General features: G+C 56.7%; 25 protein-coding genes, 1 tRNA gene and 1 pseudogene. 13 read left to right on the forward strand and 14 right to left on the reverse strand.

The window, feature by feature from the left end:
- Positions 1-80: 80 nt before the first annotated feature.
- From CAGGBEG34_RS03260 to CAGGBEG34_RS12315, 6 genes are all read left to right on the forward strand, one after another.
- Positions 81-165 (forward strand) — tRNA-Leu (locus CAGGBEG34_RS03260).
- 131 nt (positions 166-296) lie between these two features.
- Complete coding sequence (gene pilM / locus CAGGBEG34_RS03265; protein ID WP_006682438.1) at positions 297-1,313, forward strand: type IV pilus biogenesis protein PilM; 1,017 nt, start codon at positions 297-299, stop codon at positions 1,311-1,313.
- Positions 1,310-1,912, forward strand: a complete 603-nt coding sequence (locus CAGGBEG34_RS09590; protein WP_006682439.1) for a PilN domain-containing protein — start codon at positions 1,310-1,312, stop codon at positions 1,910-1,912. Before pilM ends, CAGGBEG34_RS09590 begins: the two co-directional genes overlap by 4 nt.
- Positions 1,837-2,784, forward strand: coding sequence for a hypothetical protein (locus tag CAGGBEG34_RS03275; protein ID WP_158641783.1), 948 nt, complete (start codon positions 1,837-1,839; stop codon positions 2,782-2,784). Before CAGGBEG34_RS09590 ends, CAGGBEG34_RS03275 begins: the two co-directional genes overlap by 76 nt.
- Entirely contained in the window at positions 2,781-4,220 is a 1,440-nt protein-coding gene (locus CAGGBEG34_RS03280; protein WP_081463726.1) for a type IV pilus secretin PilQ, read from the forward strand. Before CAGGBEG34_RS03275 ends, CAGGBEG34_RS03280 begins: the two co-directional genes overlap by 4 nt.
- A 64-nt stretch (positions 4,221-4,284) precedes the next feature.
- Entirely contained in the window at positions 4,285-4,707 is a 423-nt protein-coding gene (locus CAGGBEG34_RS12315; RefSeq protein WP_042687919.1) for a hypothetical protein, read from the forward strand.
- Between the two features lie 40 nt (positions 4,708-4,747).
- Here CAGGBEG34_RS12315 and CAGGBEG34_RS03290 read toward each other — a convergent pair whose 3' ends face one another.
- Genes CAGGBEG34_RS03290 through CAGGBEG34_RS03300 form a run of 3 tightly spaced genes read right to left on the reverse strand, consistent with a single transcriptional unit; the run spans position 4,748 to position 7,499 of the window.
- Positions 4,748-6,034, reverse strand: a complete 1,287-nt coding sequence (locus tag CAGGBEG34_RS03290) for a Glu/Leu/Phe/Val family dehydrogenase (RefSeq protein WP_006682441.1) — start codon at positions 6,032-6,034, stop codon at positions 4,748-4,750.
- Between the two features lie 12 nt (positions 6,035-6,046).
- A complete protein-coding gene (locus CAGGBEG34_RS03295) occupies positions 6,047-7,264 on the reverse strand; it encodes an acetylornithine/succinyldiaminopimelate transaminase (RefSeq protein ID WP_006682442.1) in 1,218 nt (405 codons plus the stop codon).
- Positions 7,242-7,499, reverse strand: a complete 258-nt coding sequence (locus CAGGBEG34_RS03300; protein ID WP_006682443.1) for a transcriptional regulator — start codon at positions 7,497-7,499, stop codon at positions 7,242-7,244. Before CAGGBEG34_RS03300 ends, CAGGBEG34_RS03295 begins: the two co-directional genes overlap by 23 nt.
- 244 nt (positions 7,500-7,743) lie before the next feature.
- On the opposite strand from CAGGBEG34_RS03300, the gene CAGGBEG34_RS03305 reads away from it, so the two are divergent.
- From CAGGBEG34_RS03305 to coaBC, 4 genes are read left to right on the forward strand one after another with little or no spacing between them, the layout of a single operon-like run.
- Positions 7,744-8,505 (forward strand): hypothetical protein, encoded by a 762-nt coding sequence (locus tag CAGGBEG34_RS03305; protein WP_006682444.1) that lies wholly within the window; start codon positions 7,744-7,746, stop codon positions 8,503-8,505.
- Positions 8,506-8,521: 16 nt separating this feature from the next.
- The gene (locus tag CAGGBEG34_RS03310) at positions 8,522-9,778 is read left to right on the forward strand and encodes an MFS transporter (protein ID WP_006682445.1); all 1,257 of its coding nucleotides are present in this window, start codon (positions 8,522-8,524) and stop codon (positions 9,776-9,778) included.
- On the forward strand, positions 9,775-10,248 hold the full coding sequence (lspA, locus tag CAGGBEG34_RS03315) for a signal peptidase II (protein WP_006682446.1): 474 nt from the start codon (positions 9,775-9,777) through the stop codon (positions 10,246-10,248). The genes CAGGBEG34_RS03310 and lspA overlap by 4 nt, the downstream gene beginning before the upstream one ends.
- A 7-nt stretch (positions 10,249-10,255) precedes the next feature.
- On the forward strand, positions 10,256-11,455 hold the full coding sequence (coaBC, locus tag CAGGBEG34_RS03320) for a bifunctional phosphopantothenoylcysteine decarboxylase/phosphopantothenate--cysteine ligase CoaBC (protein ID WP_006682447.1): 1,200 nt from the start codon (positions 10,256-10,258) through the stop codon (positions 11,453-11,455).
- Here coaBC and CAGGBEG34_RS03325 read toward each other — a convergent pair.
- The gene (locus CAGGBEG34_RS03325) at positions 11,452-12,264 is read right to left on the reverse strand and encodes a coiled-coil domain-containing protein (protein WP_158641784.1); all 813 of its coding nucleotides are present in this window, start codon (positions 12,262-12,264) and stop codon (positions 11,452-11,454) included. The genes coaBC and CAGGBEG34_RS03325 overlap by 4 nt on opposite strands.
- Positions 12,265-12,858: 594 nt before the next feature.
- Between CAGGBEG34_RS03325 and purE the strand changes: the two genes are divergently transcribed.
- From purE to CAGGBEG34_RS03340, 3 genes and pseudogenes are all read left to right on the forward strand, one after another.
- Positions 12,859-13,389: a 5-(carboxyamino)imidazole ribonucleotide mutase gene (purE, locus tag CAGGBEG34_RS03330; protein ID WP_042687925.1), complete on the forward strand. Its 531-nt coding sequence runs from the start codon at positions 12,859-12,861 to the stop codon at positions 13,387-13,389.
- A 7-nt stretch (positions 13,390-13,396) separates the two neighbouring features.
- Entirely contained in the window at positions 13,397-14,572 is a 1,176-nt protein-coding gene (locus CAGGBEG34_RS03335) for a 5-(carboxyamino)imidazole ribonucleotide synthase (protein WP_042687928.1), read from the forward strand.
- A 32-nt stretch (positions 14,573-14,604) separates the two neighbouring features.
- Positions 14,605-15,630, forward strand: a pseudogene (locus CAGGBEG34_RS03340) (L-threonylcarbamoyladenylate synthase); the annotation flags it as partial.
- A 169-nt stretch (positions 15,631-15,799) separates the two neighbouring features.
- Here CAGGBEG34_RS03340 and sctS read toward each other — a convergent pair.
- From sctS to CAGGBEG34_RS03390, 10 genes are all read right to left on the reverse strand, one after another.
- Entirely contained in the window at positions 15,800-16,069 is a 270-nt protein-coding gene (sctS, locus tag CAGGBEG34_RS03345) for a type III secretion system export apparatus subunit SctS (RefSeq protein ID WP_006682452.1), read from the reverse strand.
- Positions 16,066-16,716 carry a type III secretion system export apparatus subunit SctR gene (sctR, locus tag CAGGBEG34_RS03350; RefSeq protein ID WP_006682453.1) on the reverse strand — a complete coding sequence of 217 codons (651 nt, stop codon included), beginning with the start codon at positions 16,714-16,716 and terminating at the stop codon, positions 16,066-16,068. Before sctR ends, sctS begins: the two co-directional genes overlap by 4 nt.
- A complete protein-coding gene (gene sctQ, locus CAGGBEG34_RS03355) occupies positions 16,703-17,860 on the reverse strand; it encodes a type III secretion system cytoplasmic ring protein SctQ (RefSeq protein WP_006682454.1) in 1,158 nt (385 codons plus the stop codon). The genes sctR and sctQ overlap by 14 nt, the downstream gene beginning before the upstream one ends.
- A complete protein-coding gene (locus CAGGBEG34_RS03360; protein ID WP_006682455.1) occupies positions 17,853-18,464 on the reverse strand; it encodes a hypothetical protein in 612 nt (203 codons plus the stop codon). The genes sctQ and CAGGBEG34_RS03360 overlap by 8 nt, the downstream gene beginning before the upstream one ends.
- Positions 18,461-18,832: a hypothetical protein gene (locus CAGGBEG34_RS03365; RefSeq protein WP_006682456.1), complete on the reverse strand. Its 372-nt coding sequence runs from the start codon at positions 18,830-18,832 to the stop codon at positions 18,461-18,463. Before CAGGBEG34_RS03365 ends, CAGGBEG34_RS03360 begins: the two co-directional genes overlap by 4 nt.
- Before the next feature lie 3 nt (positions 18,833-18,835).
- A complete protein-coding gene (locus tag CAGGBEG34_RS03370; protein WP_238984948.1) occupies positions 18,836-20,218 on the reverse strand; it encodes a FliI/YscN family ATPase in 1,383 nt (460 codons plus the stop codon).
- Positions 20,187-22,250, reverse strand: coding sequence for a type III secretion system export apparatus subunit SctV (gene sctV, locus CAGGBEG34_RS03375; RefSeq protein ID WP_042687934.1), 2,064 nt, complete (start codon positions 22,248-22,250; stop codon positions 20,187-20,189). The genes CAGGBEG34_RS03370 and sctV overlap by 32 nt, the downstream gene beginning before the upstream one ends.
- Positions 22,251-22,294: 44 nt before the next feature.
- Complete coding sequence (locus tag CAGGBEG34_RS03380) at positions 22,295-22,669, reverse strand: hypothetical protein (RefSeq protein ID WP_006682459.1); 375 nt, start codon at positions 22,667-22,669, stop codon at positions 22,295-22,297.
- Positions 22,670-22,699: 30 nt separating this feature from the next.
- A complete protein-coding gene (locus tag CAGGBEG34_RS03385) occupies positions 22,700-22,882 on the reverse strand; it encodes a hypothetical protein (RefSeq protein WP_006682460.1) in 183 nt (60 codons plus the stop codon).
- 89 nt (positions 22,883-22,971) lie between these two features.
- Entirely contained in the window at positions 22,972-24,081 is a 1,110-nt protein-coding gene (locus CAGGBEG34_RS03390) for an HrpJ domain-containing protein (RefSeq protein WP_006682461.1), read from the reverse strand.
- Between the last annotated feature and the right edge of the window lie 45 nt (positions 24,082-24,126).

Raw genomic sequence — 24,126 nt, forward strand, 5'->3', positions numbered from 1 at the left:
AAGGAGATGTGTTTTATACAGAACATTGTAACGGTTCTCCTGAACACGTAGAATGACAGTTTATGCAGGCATGCAGATGCGCCGACGTGGTGGAACTGGTAGACACGCTATCTTGAGGGGGTAGTGGCGCAAGCCGTATGAGTTCGAGTCTCATCGTCGGTACCACGGATATTTTGCAAACAGAATCCGCTCGCTTTCCCTGAAAGCGTACTCTGAACAGGCGTCGTTAACCATCCGGCGGAATACCCGCGCAGCGCGTCCATCGCCAGAATCGCAGTTGTTTCTGGGAAGGCCGAATGCGCAATTTACTGACGGAATGGATGCGCCGGCGTGCGGTTGGGATCGATCTCCATCCTTGCGCGGTGCGCGCGCTTGTATTAAGTCGCAGTGTGTTTAAGCCGCACCGGGTTCAGATTGAGCGCATGGGGATGAGCGCATTGCCCGAAGGTGCGGTCAACGGCGCGGAATTGGCCAATCCGGACGCCGTCTGTACGGCGCTCACGGAGGCGGTCTTTGCCGGGCAACGCCCATCTAAACAGCCAGATGCACCGAAAACCTGTGCAGCGCACATTGCGGCGGCGCTGCCGCAGGGCGCCGTAGTGGAATATTCAGCCTCCGTTTCTGCGCTCGCTGCCGGCTTGGCTTTAGCACACTCATCCACAACTTCGCTCGATGCGCTCGAGCCTGCGGTACTGACCGAGTCCGAGCGCAGGCTCGGCATTGAGGCGGCTGAACTATGCGCAGACTGGCAGCGCGCCGCGCCGGAACAGCGGCCTGGCCAATTGAGGATTGTGGCCGCGCCGCGCCATTATATCGATGCGCGGCTGGACGCGCTGGCGCGCGCTGGCCTGCGGTTGAATACCGTTGAGCTGGATTGCGCGGCGGCGCGGCGCGCCTGTTGTTTTGCGGCGCAACGCCAGCCGGATGTACAGGCGGAGAATTCGCTCTATGGCGCGGTGTGGATTGGGCATCAAAGCGTGCAGATATGGAGTTTGCGCGGATACAGCGTTCAGCATGAACAGTGTATTTCCCGCGAGAGTTTATCTCATGCGGCTCTGGCTGATGCGCTGCGCGTCTGCGCGCAAAAACGCCCGCTTGCGCGCGTGCTGGCCGCGGGCGAACTCGATGCATCCGGCGCGGCGGAACAAATGCTGGCCGGGCTCGGTGAAGCGCTGCGTTGCCCAGTCAGTGCGCTGAATCTGGCCGCTTGCTGCGGCGCTCCATCGAATACGCTGCTTCAACCACATACCGCCAATGACGATGCGGCATTTGCTGTTGCATTCGGATTGGCGTTGCGTGGAGTCTTTGCATGAAGGAGCAACATTTTCTGCGCGCTGGCTTTAATCTTCTGCCGTACCGTACTGGGCGGGCGCGCCTCCGCAAAAGACGTTACTGCAGCGAACTCATCTGCGCCGCTGCGGCGGGGTTCGCATTGGCGGGCGCGGCGGGATATGGCGCAACGCGCGAGGCGGCGCGCATGGCGCAGCGGCAAAAAGCGCTTGAACGGAAACTGGCGGCGCTGCAGCCCGCGCTGGCGCAACACAAGCAGGCGCAGGCGCGTATGCAGGCGCTCACCGCATTGCAATTACAGCGCGGCGCATTCACCAAGCTGCTGAGCGCATTGGCGGGCGCGGCGATGCCAGAAGTGCAGTTGGCAGAGCTGAATTACGAAGCGGAAACCGGCGCGCTGGCGGGCGTCGCATCCAGTCCAAGGGCGCTCGGACATTGGCTGGATACGCTTAAACGCATGCCCTGTTTCAGCGCCGTTGAACTGATCGATCTGCAGCGCCGCAAGGGAACAGATACCGCGGACTTGACTTTCCGGGCGCGGCTTCAATGGACTCAACCAACACTCACGAAGACGCAGGATGCAGCGGCGGCGTGCAGCCCATCGCAACAGAGCTGGTCATGATGCGAATGCGGACATTTATCGCCGCTTATGCGCATTCCATCGACGCCTGGACGCTCGCGCACCGGTGCGGCGCGATCACGTTGACGGCTGCATTGGCTTTAGCCGCCGGCTGGCATTTTCAGCCGGTTTCGAGCGCGGCACAGTTGAGCGCGCAGCACACAGCCATTGAAGCGCTCAAAGCGCGCATTCGATCCGCGGAGCAATTCACGCTGCCGCAGCGCGCATTGAACGTATCCGGTCAACCTGCTGCGCTACCGGATGATGCAGGTCTGTTACAGATGTTCGCTCCGGCGCTGGATGTCAAGAATCTGAAACTGGACGCATTTGAACCGGGAGAATCCGTGCAAGCGCCTCATTGGCGCGAGCGGCGCGTCCAGTTGCGCTTAAGCGGCGCATTTGGCGCGCTCGCCGAATGCGCTGCCCGGCTTGCAACATTGCCCTTGCCGGTTGCGCCGGTGACGGCGCAGTTGCGCACTCAGGCGAATCGCCGTTCGCTTGAGCTCACGCTGCGCTTGATCGGCACGCGCGCTGCAGATCCTCTTCCTTCGGAGAAAACAGTCCGTTCAGCGCAAGCGTCTTTGCCCGATCCATTTCTGCTCGCCGGCGCTTCTCCACAGGACGCGCCGGGGGCGAGCCTCCTGTTCATTGGCGTGCTGCAGCGCGGACGAGCGCGCGCAGCGCTGGTGCAATCGCCCGCGGGAATCAGGCTGTTGCACACCGGCGATGTTTTTGAGGGACTGAAGGTTCGGCGTATCGATGACGCCGCCTTGTTTCTGTCTGACGGCGCGGCGGTTCAGCGCACGTTGGCGCTGGGCGCGCCGGATTCTGCGCGGCAAAAATCGCCGCAACCGACGCTTGGGACAAAACCATGAAAAATGCCCTGGTTTTGATCACCCTCATCATTGCAATGGAGGCAGTCGCCTCGGAAGCTGCGCTCAAACCGCCGTTGCCGATGATATTGAGCGCGCGCGCCGAAAACAAGGGAAAAACAGAGCGCGCGGATCGCATCCCCGCGTTGCCCGAAGGTTCTCTGGTTCCGCTTGCGCCGCCTGAGCGGCTTTCGGGCGTACCGGGCAAAACCTCCGGCGCGCGCACGGATGAAGGCGAACCGATCAGTCTTGAATTCCATCATGCGGAATTAACGGCCGTCCTTCAGGCTTTTGCGGACTTTACCGGTTTAAACATCATTGCCAGCGAGCGGGTGCGTGGCGCGGTCTCGCTGCGGCTGGATAAAGTCCCGTGGCGGCGCGCTTTTGATGCCTTGCTGGACTCGCAGGGACTGGCGATGCAGCGTCACGGCAATGTGATCTGGGTCGCGCCCGCTGAAGAACTGGCCATGCGCGAACGCCAGCGCCTTGAAACGCACGCGCGCGCCGCCGGATTGGAACCGCTGGCCAGCCGGCTCTTCGAGTTGAATTACCAGCGCGCCGAAGAAGTGCGCAAACTGCTGACCGGCGCGGGCGCGCAGCGGGTATTGTCAAAACGCGGCGCGGCAATTGCCGATCCGCGCACGAACCAGTTGTTCGTTACCGATCTGGCCGCGCGGATCGAACAGATTCAGGACATGCTCAAGGCGATTGACCGACCCTTGCGGCAAGTGGCGATCGAAGCGCGGATTGTCGAAGCGGAAGAGGGTTTTGCGCGCGCGCTGGGCGCGCGTCTTTCGATGTTGGGTGCGTCAAAGACAAAGGTCTCGCGCGGACTGCTCGGCGCGCAGGATGGCGCGCTCTATGATTTACCCGCCGGTCCGCTTGGACTGAACGCGGCGACGGTCGGATGGACATTGTTCGGCGTCGGCGCCAATCGCGTGCTCGCATTGGAACTGAGCGCACTCGAAGCGGATGGGCGCGGGCGGATATTATCGAGTCCGCGCGTCGTCACCGCGGATCGCGTGAAAGCGCTGGTTGAACAGGGCACTGAATTGCCGTATCAGGCTAAAGTCGGTACGGGCGTATCGGGCGTGCAGTTCCGGCGCGCTGGACTGAAACTGGAAGTTACGCCGAATATCACGCCGGACGGTCATGTGATGTTGGATGTCGATATCACCAAGGATAGCGTCGGTGCGCAAACCATTTCCGGCCCGGCCATCAACACGAAACATGTGCAGACTCAGGTGCAGGTTGAAGACGGCGGCACGGTCTCCATCGGAGGGATTTTTATGCAGGATGAGCGCGTGGATGTGACGGGCGTACCGTGGCTCAGACAACTTCCGTTGATCGGCGCTTTGTTTCGCCATAGCAAGCGCGCCCGCAATAAAAGCGAATTGTTGGTGTTTATTACTCCGAATATCGTCGCCAAAAATCCTTAGAACCTATCACAAATCTACTGCGCGGGCGCCATGCTGCGTCGGAAGGTAGCAGGAATCCTCACATATGATGTATATGCTCTTAGAGTTTGCAAAAACCATTGTGCAAAACAACTCTCCTGAAAATATACAAATTCCGTCCAATATTTTCCTGATTGGTTTGATGGGGGCGGGCAAGACAACGATTGGACGCGCGCTGACCGTCAACCGTACTGATTGCGCTGGGCGGCGGCGTGGTTGGCGATATGACCGGATTCGCGGCGGCCTGTTATATGCGCGGCGCGCGCGTCTGGCGCGATTAATCCAGGCGGCGCGCCTGCCGGTGCGCGCGCCTGCATTGGGCGCTGACCGCTATATCGATTTGATGCGCAGCGACAAGAAAGTCAAGGCGGGTCAAATTCACTGTATCGTGCTTAAAAACTTGGGCACAGCGTATCTCATCCCCGTTTCTTTGATCGATCTTAAGAATTGTCTAGAAGTCATTTCATAAATGGCTGCGAGGCCGTGATTGCCGAGTCGGGCGCTGCTCGTCAGGGATATAGACCGCGCATTTCGCGTGCCATCAAAATGCGTGTGCACGCCACAATATAGGCCGCCGTGCGCACTGAGACCCGATGCTCTTGAGCCATTTGCCATATGGCTGCGAATGCCTCGCACATGATCTGCTCAAGGCGGCGATTAATTTCGGTTTCAGTCCAGAAAAAACTTGAAAAGTCTTGCACCCATTCGAAATAGGAAACAGTGACTCCCCCCGCATTTGCAATCACGTCTGGAATCACAAGAATGCCATTCGCATTCAGAATATCGTCGGCTGTTGGCGTCGTCGGGCCGTTGGCGGCTTCTACGATAATCCTGGTCCGGATATGCGGCGCGTTTTTTTCGGTAATTTGTTCTTCAAGCGCGGCGGGAATCAGAAGGTCCGTTTCAAGTCTCCAAAACTCTTCGCTATTGAGCGTCTGCACACCTTCAAAGCCCGCAATGCCGCCATGTTGCGCGGCATGCATCAGGAGTTTTGCGGTATCGAGTCCGGTGGGCTGGTAAAGCGTCCCTGTATGATCCTGGATCGCAATCACTTTTGCGCCCGCTTCGCTGAACAGCCGCGCCGCAACGCTTCCTACATTGCCGAATCCTTGTATCGCAATGCGCGCGCCCGCCGCAATATCGATCCCTTTCCGGCGCGCCGCTTCACACCCTACGACAAAGATGCCGCGCCCGGTCGCTTCCCTGCGGCCCAGGCTGCCGCCAAGCGCAACTGGCTTGCCTGTGACAGCGCCCATCACAGTGTGCCCTTGATTCATTGAATAGGTATCCATCATCCACGCCATCACCTGTTCGTTGGTATTCACGTCTGGCGCGGGGATATCGCTATTCGGCCCGATGGCAGCGTTGATTTCGCTGGTATAGCGGCGCGTGATGCGCTCGATTTCCTTTCTTGAGAGCATATGGGGATTGACGCGCACGCCGCCTTTCGCTCCGCCGTATGGCAGATTGACGGCTGCGTTCTTGATCGACATCCAGGCGGCGAGCGCCATGACTTCGGAAAGGGTGACATCCTGATGGAAGCGCACCCCGCCTTTTCCGGGGCCGCGCGAAGTGTTGTGCTGAATGCGGTACCCCTCAAAATGCGCGATGGTGCCGTCATCCAGCTCAACCGGTATGTCGACAATCAGCGATTTTTTGGGACGTTTCAGCGTCTCAATCCAGCGGGATAATTTCCCAAGATAGGGGGCAACCCGATCGACCTGTTGCAAATAAATGCCCCACGGGCCCAGTCTATCTGATTGAAGATATGAAGGAAGCGCACTTTGCTGTAGCATAAACTTTCCAACCTACGCGTTTGTATGGGTAAACGTTGCGGCTGCGGCCTCAAGCCGCGCCAGCCCTTCGTCCATATCGGCGTCCGAAATCAACAGTGAAGGCGCAAAGCGCACAGTATCCGGCCCTGCAGTCAGCGCGAACACGCCGTGCTGAATTCCCAGCGCGATAAGTTCCTGGGCGCGATTCTTGAATGCTTCGGCCATTTGCGCGCCGACCAACAGGCCCATGCCCCGCACCTCTTTGAAGAGGCGATAGCGCGCGCCCATTTGCCGCAAGCCTTCGGCAAGGCGTGCGTGTTTTCGTTTAACGTCCGCAAACAGGGTTGGATCGTTGACCAGATCAATGACTTTTTCCGCAACCGCTGCGCCGAGCGGATTACCGCCGTAGGTGGAGCCGTGTGCGCCGACCGGAAAGTGCTGCGCAATTTCAGCGGTCGTCAGCATTGCGCTGACTGGAAAACCGTTGCCGAGCGCCTTGGCGCTGGTCAGAATATCCGGCGTTACGCCATATTCCATATAGGCGTAGAGTGCGCCGCAACGTCCAACGCCGGTCTGCACCTCATCAAAGATAAGCAGCGCATTGTGTTGCGTGCATGCGGCGCGCAGCGCGTGCAGAAATTCGCGCCGCGCGGGAATGACGCCGCCTTCGCCCTGCACCGGCTCGACGATCACCGCGCAGGCGCGCTTTGATATCGTGCGCTGCGCCGCTTCAATATCGTTGTACGGAATGTGGGTAATGCCGCCAGGCGGCGGGCCGAAGCCCTGAGCGTACTTTGGCTGGCCGCCCACCGAGACGGTCAGCAGCGTACGGCCATGAAAGGATTGATTGAACGAGATGATTTCGTATTTGTCGGCGCCAAATCGATCATGCGCAACGCGGCGCGCGAGCTTAAGCGCCGCTTCGTTGGCTTCAGTGCCGGAACTGGCAAAAAATACGCGCTCTGCAAAAGTCGCATCGACCAGTTTTTGAGCCAAACGCAATACTGGCCCATTAGTAAAATAATTGCTTAAATGCCAGACTTGGTCGGCTTGTGTATGCAGCGCGCGCAACAGTTCTGGATGCGAATGACCAAGCGCAGTCACCGCAATTCCGCCGCCCAGGTCGATATACTCGCGTCCCTCAATATCCCAAATGCGGGACGCGCGCGCTTTATGCGGAATGATCGATGATGGCGCATAAACGGGCGCCATCACTTCATCGAAGGTTTTACGCGAGATGTGGCGAGTCATCACGCAACTGTTGCTCAGGCACGCCCAGCCATTCAGCCAGCATTCTCATTTTATAGGTGTCCGGAATTGCGCGGCCACTCAACCATTTATGCGCCGTCTGCACTGAAATACCGGGGCAATATTGCTGATTAAAAAGACGCGCTAATTCTACAGCGCCATGAACAGGGCGATTGCTTTCCCTCAGCGCACACTTCAGGCGCGCTGAGAAATCAGTTTTTTCCTGAGTTGTCAACATCACTTTGTTCTCCTTTATTCTGAAAAGCTATGATAGCCCTTAAAATCTTAAATAAATATTAATTTTCCAGTTTATTTTTGTACTATAAAAGGAAGGTTGTGAAAGCGCAACTGTCAGGCAGAAACATGAGTTTTCCGGCTCTGGCTTTTTCAGTCCCGGCGCGCTTGATCTGATATTAGGCGGGTTTAATCTATCCGGATTTTCCTGTACAGTGGAATTTTCCCGTATGAATTAGGAGCAGGAAATGAATTCTGGAGTGGATTGCCTGTTAGAGTCGAACGAATCGTTAAGAGGGGCGAGCGCTGCCCTGTCTGATCTGATTGAAGAAGCTCCTTGTATTGCGCACTTAAAAGATGCCCAGACAGGGAAATATATTTACAGCAATGATCACTGGATTGAGAAACTGGGATTGAAATCAGCCAAGGATATCTATGGTCTGACTGTAGATGATTTGACAGGTACAGACGGCGTTTATACGAAGTGGAATTTCGGCCATTCTTTTTTATATTACAGGGAGGAACTGTCGAAAGAAATACACCGGCTTGAATCTCAAGCGCAAATCCAAAAGCATTGCGTAAGCAGCCGCAGGATTTATTTTACCTTTGAAGGTTCCCTGATTATATCGGATCTGATCAAACGGCCTGTCTTGGGCCGTGACAATTGGAAGATTGTTGCAATTCTGACCTATAGTCAGGACCGGACGCCTCAACAGAATTTATCCAGCCTGCTTCAGCTTTATCTCGAATATTATCCTGAGCAGCAAGCCCTCCAGCATTTACTCCTCTATCTTGATATTGAGGGCTATTTTATTGAACTTCCAACCTTGAAAGAAGTGCAAATGCTATTTGCAATGTCTCCGGATTTTGATTTCTCTGGAGTGGATAATCCTGATATTCAAAAGCTTCAGGATAAGGTAGAAACCGCGAGTTGGCACGAACTCGTGACCAGACTACGCGCTCGGCCTAGCGCATTTTTCAGTGAGATTGCCACTGGCGCGAGCCGCTGAAAAATGCTCTATACGCATGAATACAACGCGTGATCTTTTAAAGATAGGCTTAGTCGCCAACCTCTTTGAATGGTACGAGTTCGGTATTTATGGTTATCTGGCTGGCATTGTCGGCCAGATTTTTTTTAGTCCAGGCGATTCCATCAGCAGCCTCATTCAGGGTTTCGCAGTTTTTGCCATCGGCTATCTTGCAAGACTGCTAGGGAGCATTTTCTTTGGTTTTGCCGGAGATTGGGCGGGACGCGGCCGCGCGCTGAAAATATCGCTCATCATGATGGCAGCGCCAACGGTACTGATTGGCTTCTTGCCAACCTATAACACTGTGGGTGTGCTGGCTCCTGTTTTATTGCTTGTCTTAAGATTAGTGCAGGGATTCGCGATGGGGGGGGAATTACCGCTGAACGGCTGTTATGTTTTCGAAGCCTCGCCTGCCCATCATAGAAGTGTGTTGTGCAGCATGGTGATGGTCAGTATAGCGCTTGGCATGCTGCTTGCTTCGCTGGTTGCGAATCTATTATTCTGGTATTTTGATCGTGAAACCATTGTACAGTGGGCCTGGCGCCTTCCTTTTTTACTGAGCATTCCGCTGACTTTTTTCATTATCGCCATGCGGCGGGCAATTCATGATTTTCCCGTTCCGAGCACAAAGCTTGAAGGCCGCTCAATTGCAACTTCCTGTGCTGTTTTGAAAAAACCGATGCTTACAGCAGTTTCGATCATGTCATTCGCCACTGTGTTCGGTTTTGTTCTGACCATCTGGCTGCCCTCTTATCTAAACCATTTTCTGAATTATCCGCCTCGCCTGGCGCAACTGACCAATACACTTACTTTGATTGCGCTGGTCGTTTTCAAACTGGCGAGCGGCTATATGGCGCATCGCCTGGGTTATCAGCGCTTAGTCAAAATCGGTTTAATCATGACCATTCTATTCATATTTCCGCTATGGTTCAGGCTTCAAACCCTATCCTTTAGTCATGCGCTGATGACACAATTGTTGATGGCATTGCTTGCGGGCAGCGTGAGCGGAATATTAATGGAGATACTCGCGAGTCAATTCCCTTCTAGCGGGCGTTCTCTGGGTATGAATTTAGCCTATACGCTGCCAACGGTTTTGCTGGGCAGCACTTCCCCCCTGATTCTCACCCTGATGATCAACAAGACCGGTCTATTATTATTTCCCGCCTTCTACATCCTCTTCTTTGGGCTGCTGGCGCTGCCTGGCGCTCTTAGCCTATCCGCAAAAAGCCCGGAATTTCCGGCTGGGCGACTGTGAACAGGCCCTTCACGCGCTGGTTGAGCGTAGCGCTGATCATACTGGCGCTGGATCGCTTAACCAAATTCATGGTTTTACGAAACTTTATGCCGGGCGAGGCGCTGCCTGTTGCACACTTCCTCAACCTTGTACTGGCTTATAACCGCGGCGCGGCGTTCAGTTTCCTGGCGGATGCGAACGGCTGGCAACGCTGGATATTCACCGCCATTGGCCTCATTGCGGCGCTTCTGATCACGCATTTGCTCAGAAAATACCGTGACCGGACGCTTTTTTGTTTCGCATTGTCATTGATTCTGGGCGGCGCGCTTGGCAATGTGATCGATCGGCTGCTGCACGGCCATGTGATTGATTTTCTCGACTTCTATCTGCGCGGCTGGCATTGGCCGGCATTCAATCTGGCCGATAGCGCAATCAGCTGTGGCGCAGCGCTGCTTGTGCTGGACGAATTGAGACGGGCACGTCGTCCATGAACCGTCCATGAACGATCTCGCTGGAAAACATCTGTTGCTGGGGCTTAGCGGCGGCATCGCGTGTTACAAATCAGCCGAACTGACCCGTCTTCTCATCCAGGCGGGCGCAACTGTGCAGGTGGTGATGACTGATGCAGCACAGCGCTTTATCACGCCGGTGACCATGCAGGCGCTTTCCGGGCGAACGGTCTACACATCTCAGTGGGATCCGCGCATTGCGAGCCATATGGCGCATATCGATCTGGCGCGCGTGGCGGACACCTTCCTGATTGCCCCCGCGTCGGCAGATTGCATCGCCAAGCTCGCGCAGGGCCGCGCCGATGATTTATTGACAGCGCTTTGTCTGGCGCGTGATTGCCCTTTGCTGATTGCGCCCGCGATGAACCGGCAGATGTGGCGGCATCCGGCCACGCAGCGCAATATGGCGCAGTTGCGTGCGGACGGCGTGACGGTGCTCGGCCCCGCATCCGGCCCTCAAGCCTGCGGCGAAACCGGCGAAGGTCGATTGCTTGAGCCCGGTGCGCTGTGCAATGCGGTCGCGGCCTTCTTTCAGCCGAAAGTATTGCAGGATAAACGTGTACTGCTGACCGCCGGCCCGACCTTTGAGCCGCTAGATCCAATACGCGGCATCACCAACCGGTCGAGCGGCAAAATGGGTTTCGCGCTTGCGCGCGCCGCCGCCGAGGCTGGCGCTCAGGTTCAGTTAATCGCCGGCCCGGTTGCGTTGCCAACGCCGGACGGCGTTTCACGTATCGATGTGCAGACGGGGCAGCAAATGTATGAGGCGGTGATGGCGTGCATAAATGCTTGTGATATCGCATGTGATATTTTTATCGCTGTCGCCGCGGTTTCCGACTGGCGCGCTGAGCCAGTGAGCGCCGAAAAAATTAAAAAGAACGGCGAACGTGTGGCGCCGCGCTTTGCCTTCACTGAAAACCCGGACATACTGGCCGCAGTGACGCGCTTACCCAAACCGCCTTTTTGCGTGGGCTTTGCCGCCGAGTGCAACGATCTTGAGACGCGCGGACGAGAAAAGCGGCTGCTTAAAAACGTGCCGCTTTTAGTTGGAAATATTGGGCCGGATACCTTTGGAAAGGATGAGAATGAGTTGACACTGTTTGACGCTTCTGGAGTCAAACATTTACCGCGCGCGGACAAATTAACGCTTGCCCGCACGCTGGTTGAAGAAATCTCGAAAAGGCTCTAGGAAATTATTGTAAGGTTTGTAGGATGAAGATTAATTTTTTCTCCTGACGTACTGAGCGCTTCGAGACCGCACGACTGGGCCAGTTCCTGTTGCGCATTTGTATATTCCTGCTGCGCTTCTGTATATTGAGCTTCTAATGCCCTCGAATTTTTTAATGCGTTCCAATGTGCTGTGCCGATATCATCAGCCTGATCTCTTAGATTCCTAGCGCGTGTTTTAGCCAACTCAATTTCTTTAGAATTTGCCTCTTGTTGATTCTTCAGTGCTTGGTGGCGAGAGGAAAATGCTAATTTTTTCTCCATCAAAGTCTGATATACATTTGCATCATTCTGATCACTTGTTTTTGAAAAATTGAATGCGCTTTGAAGGCTATATGTGAAAGAATTTCTCTTCTCTGCGACCTCTGCGGCGGCTGAGTCAAGCTGATTCTGAACTTCTTCCATTTGCGCTGAAACGGCGCTCATTTCTTGATCAATCTTCTGTTGATCTATCTTCAGTTGCTTGTGTGTCTGCCACAGAGTGTCCTGTTCTCGTAAATTGTTTCCGAACTGGCTCCTCAACTTCTCCGACGCCGCGCGCGCATCTTTTGAAGATAAATAGAGCGCATTCTCACGACTCTTCAGATTCTCCACGCGTTGTGACAACGCCTGTCCGATTTGCTGCTGCAGCAGATTGTGAAGAGACTGCGCTTCATTTTGCAGCCGTTCCAGTTTGGCCGACTTCAGCTCTGTGAATTCTGTAATTGCGTTCAGCACTTCTAAAATCATCGCCAGCATATTGACGACAAAGGATTGGATGCGCGCGGCCATAGACGCGTCCACGGGCGCTCTCTCATTCTGAGACACTTCGCTCTGGATATTCTGAAGCGCGCACATTGCGCTATCCACTGCGTTTTCCAGTGCGTGGAGCGCGTTTTCGCTGGATGCAACTGCAACGAGGCTCAGGTCGTTTTTGAGATTGGAATAAATGGGCTGCAGCACATCTGGCTGAGAAAGCCCTGGCTCGAATTTTTCAAAAATATCGCGAACCTTCTGCGCTGCCTCATCTTTGCAGTGAATCCAGTGAATCGCCCCGCTGCTATTGTGATTGATGACTGAATAATTTACCTGAGATGTTTGTAACATTTCGAATCCTTATCTATTAATCTGACAATCGTTTTCCACCATGCCACTATCAAATATTAACCATGCAGTATCCTTAAATAAATCAGGTCAAGACCTGATTTTAGTGGCAGATACACTGCCTGGCCAGCCGGATCGGGCAGTCGCTTTTGCATTTGAAGAATGTACACGGTGCATCTTGCCGCTCCTGAATTCTCTTGTCTATGGAAGAATACGCTATCCATAGGAATTACGGCGCTTAGCGGCACTTATATAATATCCGCTGACTAAAAAACCCAGGCCATGCCAGACACACAACCCCGTCCTTTCATCAGCGTCGTGATGGGCTCAGTCTCGGACTGGACGGTGATGAAACGCGCGGTTGAAATGTTACGCCATTTCGATGTGCGGGTTGAAACACGGGTGATTTCAGCGCATCGCATGCCTGACCAGATGTTTGCTTATGCACAAAGCGCTCAGGAGCGTGGATTAGCAGCGATTATCGCGGGCGCGGGCGGCGCGGCGCATTTGCCGGGCATGCTTGCGGCGAAAACGACGGCGCCCGTCCTCGGCGTACCGATTCCTGGCCCTCATTTGCAGGGAATAGATGCACTGCATTCGATTGTCCAAATGCCCAAAGGCATCCCTGTGGCGGCTTTTGCAATTGGCGAAGCGGGCGCCGCGAATGCCGCGCTTTTTGCAATTGCGATGCTCGGCCGCGCTTTTCCTGCGCTCGCGCGCCAGCTCGATGCATTCCGGCAACAACAGACTGAAAAAGCCTGCGCAATGACACTGCCCCCTGTCTCCGCGCGCGCCGCCCAGTCAGAGTTTTAACGCCTTCATGTCAGAATCTCTTATGCCCATCCTGCCCACCGCCTGGCTGGGCATACTCGGCGGCGGCCAGTTAGGCCGCATGTTCTGTTTTGCCGCGCAGCGGCTGGGATATCGCGTTTGCGTGTTCGATCCAGACCCTCGCTGCATCGCGGGCGCTGTCGCGGATGCGCATCTGTGCGCGGATTATGAGGACGAGGCGGCGTTGGTTGAATTCGGCCAGCGGTGCGCCGCCATTTCAACCGAATTTGAAAATATTCCCGCGCATTGTCTGGAGTTTCTTGCGCGCCTCGCCTGTGTACGCCCCGGCGCGCATTGCCTTGCTATCGCGCAGGACCGCGCGGCGGAAAAGCGTTTCATTGCGGATTGTGGCGTTCTAGTTGCACCGTATCGGGTGATCGCCTCCGTATCCGCGCTGGCTGCGCTGACCCCCGCGGATTTGACCGCCGTGTTGCCCGGTATTCTGAAAACCGCCCGTCTGGGTTATGACGGCAAAGGCCAGGTTCATGTCAAAGATGCGGATGAATTGCGGCGCGCCTACGCAGCGCTTGGCCATGTCGCATGCATCATTGAAAAGCAGCTTCCCATCGCCGACGAAATCTCTGCGCTGATTGCGCGCGGCGCGGATGGCGCAACCGCGATGTACCCATTAGCGCACAATATGCATCGCAACGGCATCCTGGCGCGCACGCTTGCGCCCGCGCCCATCCCCTCAGCGCTGGCCGAACAGGCTGCGCATGCAGCGCGCGCGATTGCTGAACAACTGGATTATGTTGGCATGCTGTGCGTTGAATTCTTTATCCTGCGGGACGGCGCCCTGTTCGTGAACGAAATCGCGCCGCGTCCGCATAATTCCGGTCATTACACCATCGACGCTTGCGTAACGAGCCAGTTCGTGCAGCAAGTCCGCGCGCTGACCGGCTTGCCGCTTGGCGAGGCCCGCCAGCATTCGGCTGCAGTGATGCTGAATCTGCTTGGCGATCTCTGGTTTGTTGAAGGCGCGGAACAAACGCCGCCCTGGCATGTGGCGACCGCATTGCCGGGCGCGCATCTGCATCTATATGCCAAGCCGCAGGCACGCATCGGCCGCAAAATGGGGCATTTGACATGCACCGCGGCAACACTCGATCATGCACTTGAAAACGCGCGCCGCGCCGCGCAACAACTTGGCATTTCCCCCTTTTAAACCCATTTAATTCATTTAACCCATTCTTTGCAATGACTGTTGAGCACTGCGCGAACGGAAACGAAATTCAGCGCGCAGCCGCTTTTTTAGACGCCGGTCAACTGCTCGCTTTTCCGACGGAAACGGTTTACGGACTCGGCGCTGACGCGCAAAACCCATCTGCGATTGCGCGCGTGTACGCGCTCAAGGGCCGTCCGGCCACGCATCCTTTGATTGTGCATCTTGGGTTCAATGCCGATCCCGCTTACTGGATTCACGGCGCGATGCCGCGCGCGGCGCGCGTGTTGATCGATGCGTTCTGGCCAGGGCCGCTCACCCTTATTTTGCCGCGCGCCGCGCATATTCCCGCCGCCGTTAGCGGCGGCCAGCCTTCAATCGGTTTGCGCTGTCCCGCGCATCCCCTCGCGCAGGCATTGCTGAATGCCTTTCATCATTTAGGAAAAATCAAAGGGACGCCGCAACGGGGCATCGCCGCGCCATCCGCCAATCGTTTCGGGCGCGTGAGTCCGACCGCCGCGCAACACGTGCGCGATGAGTTCGGCGATGCAGTGCCGGTGCTCGACGGCGGCGCGTGCGCGGTCGGGATTGAATCGACGATTGTCGATCTGTCGCGCGGTTTTCCGGCGGTGTTGCGTCCCGGCTGCATTTGCGCCGCGCAGATTGCCGAAGCGCTTGGAGAAATGCCGCGCAACGAATCGGAGGCGAAGGACGGCGCGCCGCGCGTATCCGGCATGCTGCGTGCGCACTACGCGCCGCGCACGCCGCTTTTTCTGCGCACCCAAGAAGAGATCACGCGCGCGCTGGATGAAGCGCGCCAGCACGGCGAACGCATCGCCGTGCTAGGGAGGGGTAATTTTGCCGAGCGCCTAATGCAACGCGCAGCGCAATATTCCCGCGTGCATATTGTGATGGCGTCCTCTACGCCTACCGCCTACGCGCGCGGACTATACCAATTGCTGCGTCAACTCGATACGTTGGGCTGCGCGCGCATTCTGGTTGAAATTTTGCCTGAAGCGCCTGCTTGGACTGCGCTGAACGACCGCCTGAGCCGCGCCGCAGTGCTAGAGCATGTTTCAGTGAGATTGCCACTGGCGCGAGCGCGAAGACAGTATGGGGATCGATGCAGGCGGAGCAGGTCTCCATCGCGCAGCGATGGAGGCGACCCCGCAGCGAGCTCATACGGTGAGCGCGAGGCGACACAGGGCAAGCCACTGAAACATGCTCTAGTTAGCGCCGTATCATGGACAACTGACTGAATGCAAGCTCACTATAGTGCAACAGCGTTAAGCCCATCCACCGATAGCCAATAGACAGAACCACTGCGGTCGTCACGAGTTTGAAAATGAATTGCATCGTCTGGTCCTGCAATTGGGTCAGCGTTTGCAGCACGCTCACAATTAAACTGACCACTGTCACAGCCGCGACCACCGGCAGCGAAAGCAGCATGACAATCCATAATACCTGCGTGGTCAAATGGATCAGAATCGCCTCATTCATGAGTAAGACAGCATGAGTTGTGAAAGCAGTTTTTCCCAGCCGCCCATCAATACAAAAAGCAGAATCTTGAACGGCAACGCGATTGTCAGCGGGGACACCATCATCATGCCAAGCGTAAGCAGCAGGATGGACACAATCATATCAATTGCCAGAAAGGGCAGAAAAAGCAGCACGCCGATTTTGAACGCTTCAATCAACTGGCTGACGGCAAATGCCGGAATCAACACCCATAAAGAACCCGCATCGAGCCGCTCTTTGTAGTATTCGGGCCAGGTGCGTCGTCCAATCTCCATAAAAAACCTGATTTGGCGCGGCGGCGTATGCTGTTTGATAAAACGCCGGTAAGGCGAGAGCACACTGTCATCGATTTGCGCAACAGAAGCCGGAGAGCTGAAATCCACCGGGTGTTCTTTTAACGCATCACTGACCTGAAAGCCCACCGGCGCCATGATATAGGCCGTTAAAATCAGCGCGATTGCATATAAGGCCATATTCGGCGGCACTTGCTGGATGCCGAGTGCATTCCGCAACAGCGCCAGCACGACCGAGATTTTCAGGAAGGAAGTGCCCAGTATCACCAGCAACGGCAATACGGATAATAGAAAAAGAAAAACAATCAGTTGGACGGGATGATCAAGCAGATTCATTACCGTGATCCGTCCCTTCCGGTTTGAGCGCATCATCCTCTATAGGCTGCTCAACAGATTGCTCCTCTGGCTTTGAGAGATCAGCGTCCTGTTGCGGCTGAGGTTCCAAACGCATCATCTGGGTAATCTGCGCGCCGAGACGCTCGCCCACTCGAACCAGTTTTGCCGATGCGATCAGCTTTCCCTGCGCGCGGATGCCAACGTCGGGCGCGGTCTCGAAGGTTGTCTCCAGTACATCTCCGGTTTGCAGATCAGCCAGTTTAGATAACGGCGTCGTCATGCGCCCAATTTCAAACACCAGCGTAACCGGCAGGTCTCCAACCGCGGGTTCAGGTATACACTGGGCCGTGTCAGAAGCCATCCCTGGCTCTTCGTCCAAGTCCGTCATGATGCGTTCCACTTCAAAATGATTGGGGTCGATCCGGCGCGCCTGAAAAAAAAGCGCGCCGATTTTGCAAAACACTCTGCCTTCTGATAAAGGCGCTTGAACCGCTGCAAATACCACATCGCCTGCGCGCAGCCCGGCCAGTTGCCGCACCGCAAGGCGCGCAAATCCCGCGCTCGCCATCACATCGATCTGGCGCGTCTGCGCGCGCGGCTCCGGATGCGCGCTCATACTGCATGCGAATGCGTGTAGCCACGCATAGGGAAAACCGGTGAGCCTCAAATCCAGACGCCTGGGGCCGGTCTCCGTATGCTCAGAAGCGAGCGTTAATAGGATAGAGACAGGCTCAGAAACGGTTTCGGGCTGCGCCGCTGTCTCTCCGAATGCTTTAAGCGAGGGCGCAGATAATTCGTGCTGCGCGCACCAGTTGAACCACGGCGCCAAGGTCCACGCGCACGCGGCGCACTGTAACTGCGCGGTGAGCGCTGCGATCCCGGGAATGGGAAAACCCGGTTCCAGCCATTCGGTAAAAGCCGTTTCCTCAACCCATGCGTAAACGGTGTGCCCTTCTAATGTGAGTTCAATGGGCAAGAGCGGACATGCTGCTCCGCCCATTCGATTTGCCCGCAGCGAAAGCCACAAGCAAACGCCATCCGTCTGGGCGCGCCGCCCCAATCCGATGATGCCATGCAAAGCGCCAAGCTCAGCCGGCCAGACGGGCGGGTCAAAATAAGCCTCCAAATCCGCCGCCTCAGACATTTACATCGCTCTCTGGTTCAGATTGAATTTCGAACTGATCGAGTGAACGGACTTTACTGGCCACCGCGCCGCGAATCGACTCCAACGCCGTGCGCTGCTCATGGTTTGCGACGCGCACAGTCATTTTGACTTTGCCCTGCGAAGCGGCGACGATCATTTGAGCGCCCGTCAGCGGCCCTCCTGATAACACCTCGACGCGAAGCGATACACTTTCGCTGTTCACGGTCGGCTGCGAATCCGCAGGCGCTGCTGGCGAACATACCGCTTCAGTCAACGCATGCAGCACGGCGCTGATATCCGCCTGCAGAGCGTTGCCCGGCGCGGAAACGCCTGTTACGCTGCGTGCGCCTTCCGCGCGGTGCAGCTCTGCCGCGCCTATCTGGCCCGGATGGACAGGCAATGGAAACGCAGGCGCGCCCGGCGGACAATCTGGCCTTTCTGTCGCCGCGTCCTCTTCTGCGGTTTTTGCGCGCTGGCTCCGCCCTTTCAGCTCGGCCAGCAATTGCTTAAACCGCTGCTGCGCTTCCGATGCCGCCTCTGGCTGTCTCGCAGGCGCGTCCTGTGCGCGCATTGAGCCGTCGCTTTTATAGATGGAAGTTGTCATTGCTCCATAGGGTGAACGAGTTGTAATTTTTCCTGCTTTTTAATGCATTTTTTCAGCGCTTCCTCAAGTTCGGCGCGCTGTTTGTGCGAATCTTCCATTTCTTTCTGAAGGCGCTCGCCCTCTTTTTGAAACTGCAGATCGGCAGTATAAAAATGGTTGAGTTCGCTGCGCAGTTGATGTAACTGATCTGCTTTTCCGGTACAGGTTTTCTGGCTATGTTTGCGCCAGCGCTGCGCGCTCTCGACCCTTTGCCGGCGGATGTCTTCAAGCGCGCCCGTCTGCGCGCGTATCTGCGCATGGATACGGTTGATTTCAGCCCGCAGTCGGTGTTCCCGATGGTTTTTGATGGCAAGCAAGCGTGACCACATTCTTTATTCCGCCGCAGGCGCAGCCGCAACCGGCTCCTGCACGACGCGCTGGAGCGTAGCCTGGAGCCTGTCCAAATCAGCAGACTCCGCCGTCGGCTGGCACAGGAAACGCTCAATGGCGGCGCGCCGGTCCAGCGCTTCGTCGGCCTCGGCATCGAAACCCCGCTGGTATTCCCCAACGCGCACCAGCAAATCGATCTCATCATAACGCGCCAGAAGCCGGCGCAGCTTGGCCGCGTGCTGCTGCAAATCGGATGGCGCAACATGGGGCATCACGCGGCTGATGCTCGCGCGCACATCAATCGCCGGGTAATGATGCCGCTCGGCCAGCGCGCGCGACAGGATAATATGACCGTCCAGAATTGAACGCACTTCATCAGCGACCGGCTCGTTCATATTATCGCCCTCGACCAGCACCGTATAGACGCCGGTGATGGAGCCGCAGGCTGTCGGCCCGGCGCGTTCCAGAAGACGCGGCAATGCTGCAAATACGCCCGGCGGCCAACCATTCGCCGACATCGGTTCTCCAGCCGCGATTGCGAGCTGGCGCGCGGCGCGCGCGTAACGCGTGATGGAATCGAACAGTAACAGTACATCCTTGCCTTGCTCGCGGAAATATTCGGCGATGGTCGTCGCTGTGTACGCGGCTTTATAGCGTTCAAGCGCCGGTTTATCAGAGGTTGCAACGATAATGATCGCACGCGCGCGCATCGTTTCATCAAATACGCGGTCAATAAACTCACGCACTTCGCGGCCCCGCTCGCCGACCAGCGCCAGAATCACGACATCGGCCAGATTGCCGTGCATCATCATCCCAAGCAGGGTACTTTTGCCGACCCCTGCGGCGGAAAAAAGGCCGATCCGCTGCCCTTTTCCGCAAGTCAGGAGCGCATCGATTGCGCGCACGCTGAACAGCAGCGGTTCATGGACCAAGGGGCGCGCCAGCGGATCGGGCGGATTCGCCACAATCGAACGCCGGCTGCGAGCGCCAGACACTGTGGCGCTTGAGGCGCGCAGCACGCGGCCAAAACCATCGAGCACCGCGCCAATCAGATGCTCCCCAAGCTCAATTTCGAGCGGCCTGCCAAGTCGTTCGACATCCGCGCCGCACGCAATCCCCAGGGGTTCCTCAAACGGGGACAGAATCACCGTTTCTTCGTGCAGCCCAATCACTTCAGCGCGCAGGCCCTGCGCGCCGACCTGGCACAATTCGCCCAATTGCGCGCCGGGCAGGCGGGCGTGCAATACCGTTGGATTCACCCGGCGCACGGCGCCAATACTGCGCGCGCCAGAGGCGTTCATCACCGCATGCGCGTCCAGCCGCTGCGCCAGCTGCTGCGCCAGGCGCTCAAGATCAGGCAGCTTCGGCGGGCGCATTGCTTTCATCAAACAGTTCAATATTGCCCAGCACGTTCACATTGAGGTCGTCAATCAATTCCTGATTGGATAATACCGGCGTTGCAAAATAATTGCGCTCGATCATTTTGCGCAGATAGCGGCGCACATCCATCGCGGTGACCAGAACCGGACGCAATAGTTCATGGCGTTCGAGCTGCGCCTTGATCAGATTCAGAATCGGTCCGGTTTTATCGGGCGGCAGCGCGGAATACGTTCCAGCGGAGGTTTCCCGGATCGATTCGCGGATCATGGCCTCAATCCGCTCGCCAATCATCAGCGCGGAAATCTGTTGCCTGGGGCCGCCGAAGATATGGCACACGTGACGGCGCAGTGCAATCCGCACGTACTCAGTCAGCAGCACTACGTCTTTTTCTTTATGCGACCAGTTCACGATCGCTTCGCACACCGAGCGCAGATCGCGCACCGGAATCTGCTCCGCAATCAAGCGCCGCATAATCTCCGCCGCTTTGTGGAGCGGCATGGCGCGCAATACTTCGCGCACCAGCTCAGGATGTGTTTTTTCAAGCGCATCGAATAGCGCGCGCGTCTCCTGCATCCCCATAAAGTTTTCCGCATAACGCGCCAGCACCGCATCCAGCAATTCAATAATCCGCTGCTCGGCGGCATGAACGGTTAATCCCTTCTGCTTTGCGGCCTCATATTGGTCTGGCCTGAGCCATGAAAATACCCGCCCCCACGGCAGACACACTTCCGTCGCTTCCATTTCAAGCGCACGCGCGCTTGCCCATACCAATCTGGTTTGCGCGGGTACATTCAAGGACACGGCAGGCACCAGGGATAACTGGATTTCAACCGCGCCTGGCGCGTATTCAGGCTTTTCAACCAGTTCCGGCATGGCCAGATGGATGCCCAGGACATCGAATTTGATCTGGCAGAAGCGCTCCAGCGTCTCTTTCAGTCGCGCATGGTCCGCAACGCCGGGGCCCAGAAGCACGCGCAACGCGGGCGGCAGTTCCGCTTTGCCCGACGGGGGGGGCGCCTGCGCATCCTGCGCGTCGCGCGCGCCTGAGCCGCTGCGCGCGCGACGCCGCAACTGATACCAGAAACTGACAATGATCGCGGCAAGCAGGGCGAAAATAACGGTGGGGAAACCCGGCAATAACGCGAATAGTACCAACACGCCGCTGACCATCAATAATGCCCAAGGCTGCGCGACCAATTGCCTGAACATTTGGGTCGCGAGGTTTTCTTTTTCCGTTCCCTGGATACGGGTCACGATCAAGCCCGCCGCAATTGAAATCAAGAGCGCTGGAATCTGCGCAATCAAACCATCGCCGACCGACAGGATAGCGTAGGTAGAGATGGCTTGAGCCGCGCTCATCTCCTGCTGCATCACTCCGATGGCAATTCCCCCCACAATATTGACAATGACCACAATGATGCTGGCGATCGCATCTCCTTTGACGAACTTCATCGCCCCGTCCATTGCGCCGTAAAAACGGCTTTCCTTCAAAAGGAGTTCACGCGCTTGTTTGGCGTCCGTTGCAGTTAATGCGCCAGCGCGCATATCGCCGTCGATACTCATCTGCCGACCCGGCATGCCGTCCAGAGAAAAACGCGCGGAGACTTCGGCGACGCGCTCGGCGCCTTTGGTAATCACAATAAACTGGACGACGGTAATAATCGCAAAGATAATAATGCCCACCGCCACATTACCGCCCACCACAAAATTACCGAAGGCGTAAATAATCTCTCCCGCGTCCGCCTGCAACAGAATCAAACGGCTGGTGGTAATCGTCAGCGCTAGACGGTACAGCGTTGTAATCAGCAAAAGCGCGGGGAAAACAGAGAAGTCCAGCGGATTGCGCATATAAATCGCAATCATCAGCGTTAGCACTGAGAGGGTAATGTTGATTGCAATCAGCGCGTCCACAAGCAGTGTGGGCAACGGCAGAATCATCATGAACACGGCTGTAATCACAATGGTGACCAGCACAATGTCCTGCCGTTTTGAGACGGCCTGCAGCAAGGCCGTGATCATGTCATTAAAGTTTTTCATCCGTTCTTAGAGCATGGTTCAGTGGCTTGCACGGCGTCGCTTCGTTAATCGGTGGTATTCAATGAGGCTGACTCAAACAAATGGCGTAATGCATCGCATAGCTTAAGCAAATGTTCAGTCTCGACCGCGTCCCACGGTAATGCCAGCGTGCCCGTCATTGACGCATTCTGCTGATAAATCCGCACCGGCAGCCCCATAAAACGCTGCGGCGCCGCACGCCGGTACAATTCCAGGAGCTGTCGTTCGCTGTCGGCTTCCAGCGCTGTCTGCTCAATGCTGATGATCAGATGCGTCTCCTGCGGCTCGACGATAAAGCGGAACGGCTCTTCCTGCCAGGTCAGAAAATTGTCCTCCTGTTGCACCGGCGCGCGCATATTCCGGACAAATTCATCGAGGCGGGATTGTGCTGTGGAGTCCATCGTTCATTTTCTAAGAGCCTGTGCACGATCTTACTGCGCGCCCGTGAGCCTGCGTCGGGCGGTGCTCGGAATCCTCACATATAGATGTATATGCTCCGGTTCCTGCGCTGCGCCGTGCAGGGCGGAGCAGGCCTCCATCGCTTTGCGATGGAGGCGACCCCGGAGCGGCGCACTGCCCGCCGGGTTGCCGCGCGGCTTGTGGCCCGCCTTCACGGCCCGATCCCGCTTCGCGGGTCCCTCGGGCAGCGTTCCGGCGAGCCCTCCTTGGCTGACAGGCGCTCGCCACAGATCGTGAACAGGCTCTAAAGCAGCTCTTCCTCTTGTTCCGCCAGCGCAATTGTCAACTCTTTAAATGCGGTCAGAATCTGTTGGCGCTTATCATTGTCATCGTCAAAAAACGGGCCGGGCAGATAATTCCAGATTTCCTGAAAGGCGCGCGCACAACGCAGTTTCGCCGACAGATGATAAATGCCTAAGGCGCCGAAACGCAGTTCAAGACTATCCGCGTCAATCCACGCCTGCTCGGAAGTCTCAATCAGTTCCATCAGAACGGTATCGCTATCCAGATCCACCTGAGCCGCAATACCAATACCATCCGGTTGCATCAAGCGCGCCGCGGTGTCCTGACAGGTTTCGTTCAAACCCAGAAAGATCAATAAACGGCGAATATCATTCACAACTGCGGCGAGCCGCGCGCCGCGCACGGACGGGTCCGCGCCCGAAAGTTCGCATGCCACCGCGCATAAAAGCATGCGTAGCCGCATTTCACGGTCAGGCAACCGCATCAGGGATTTAAACAGCGCGCTCATGGTCCCGCCTTCATTGACCATCGTATGGTAGAGCCGCTTCATCTCATTGCACTGTTGCGGATCGTTTCCAAAGGTCAAGCATGAAAACAGGCTGAAGTGGACTTCGCCATACGCCTGCTTGAGCAGGCGCGCCAATGCTTCTTTTAACCGGCGCAGGCGAACCTCGTCAGCGCCCGCCTGCGCTGCGGCCAGTAACAGCGTGGCGGGTCCCGGCGCAAGCCGCGCCGACATCAAACGGGCCAGCGGATCGGCCTCGGCGCCTAAATCCGGAAAATGCGCGGCGAGCGTTTTGAGCACGGCGCGATCTGCTTCTCCCAGGCGGTCGGTCAATTGCTTCAGTTGCGCGCTCGCGTACTCGACCGCTTCTTCCGAGCCGTCCATGCGCTGTTTTGCGCGCCGCGTTGAACCAAAGCGGATTAAACCTTCCAGCTCAAGCAGTTCAGACGCGCGCGAGCCATCCACATCGACAAGCGCCGCGCGCGCCGCTTCCAGCGCTGAACGCCGGGCATCCAGCGCGCGTTGTTGCGCTTCCGGCGTGACCTTGTACTCACGCGCAACCGGCGTTACAGGCGGGACTGGAGCAATAAAAGGAGGATTGGACATCGTTCAATCAGTTTTAGGTCGTGTTAACAATGAATTAAGCGAGCC

This window comes from Candidatus Glomeribacter gigasporarum BEG34 (assembly GCF_000227585.1).
GTDB classification, from domain to species: Bacteria; Pseudomonadota; Gammaproteobacteria; order Burkholderiales; family Burkholderiaceae; genus Glomeribacter; species Glomeribacter gigasporarum_B.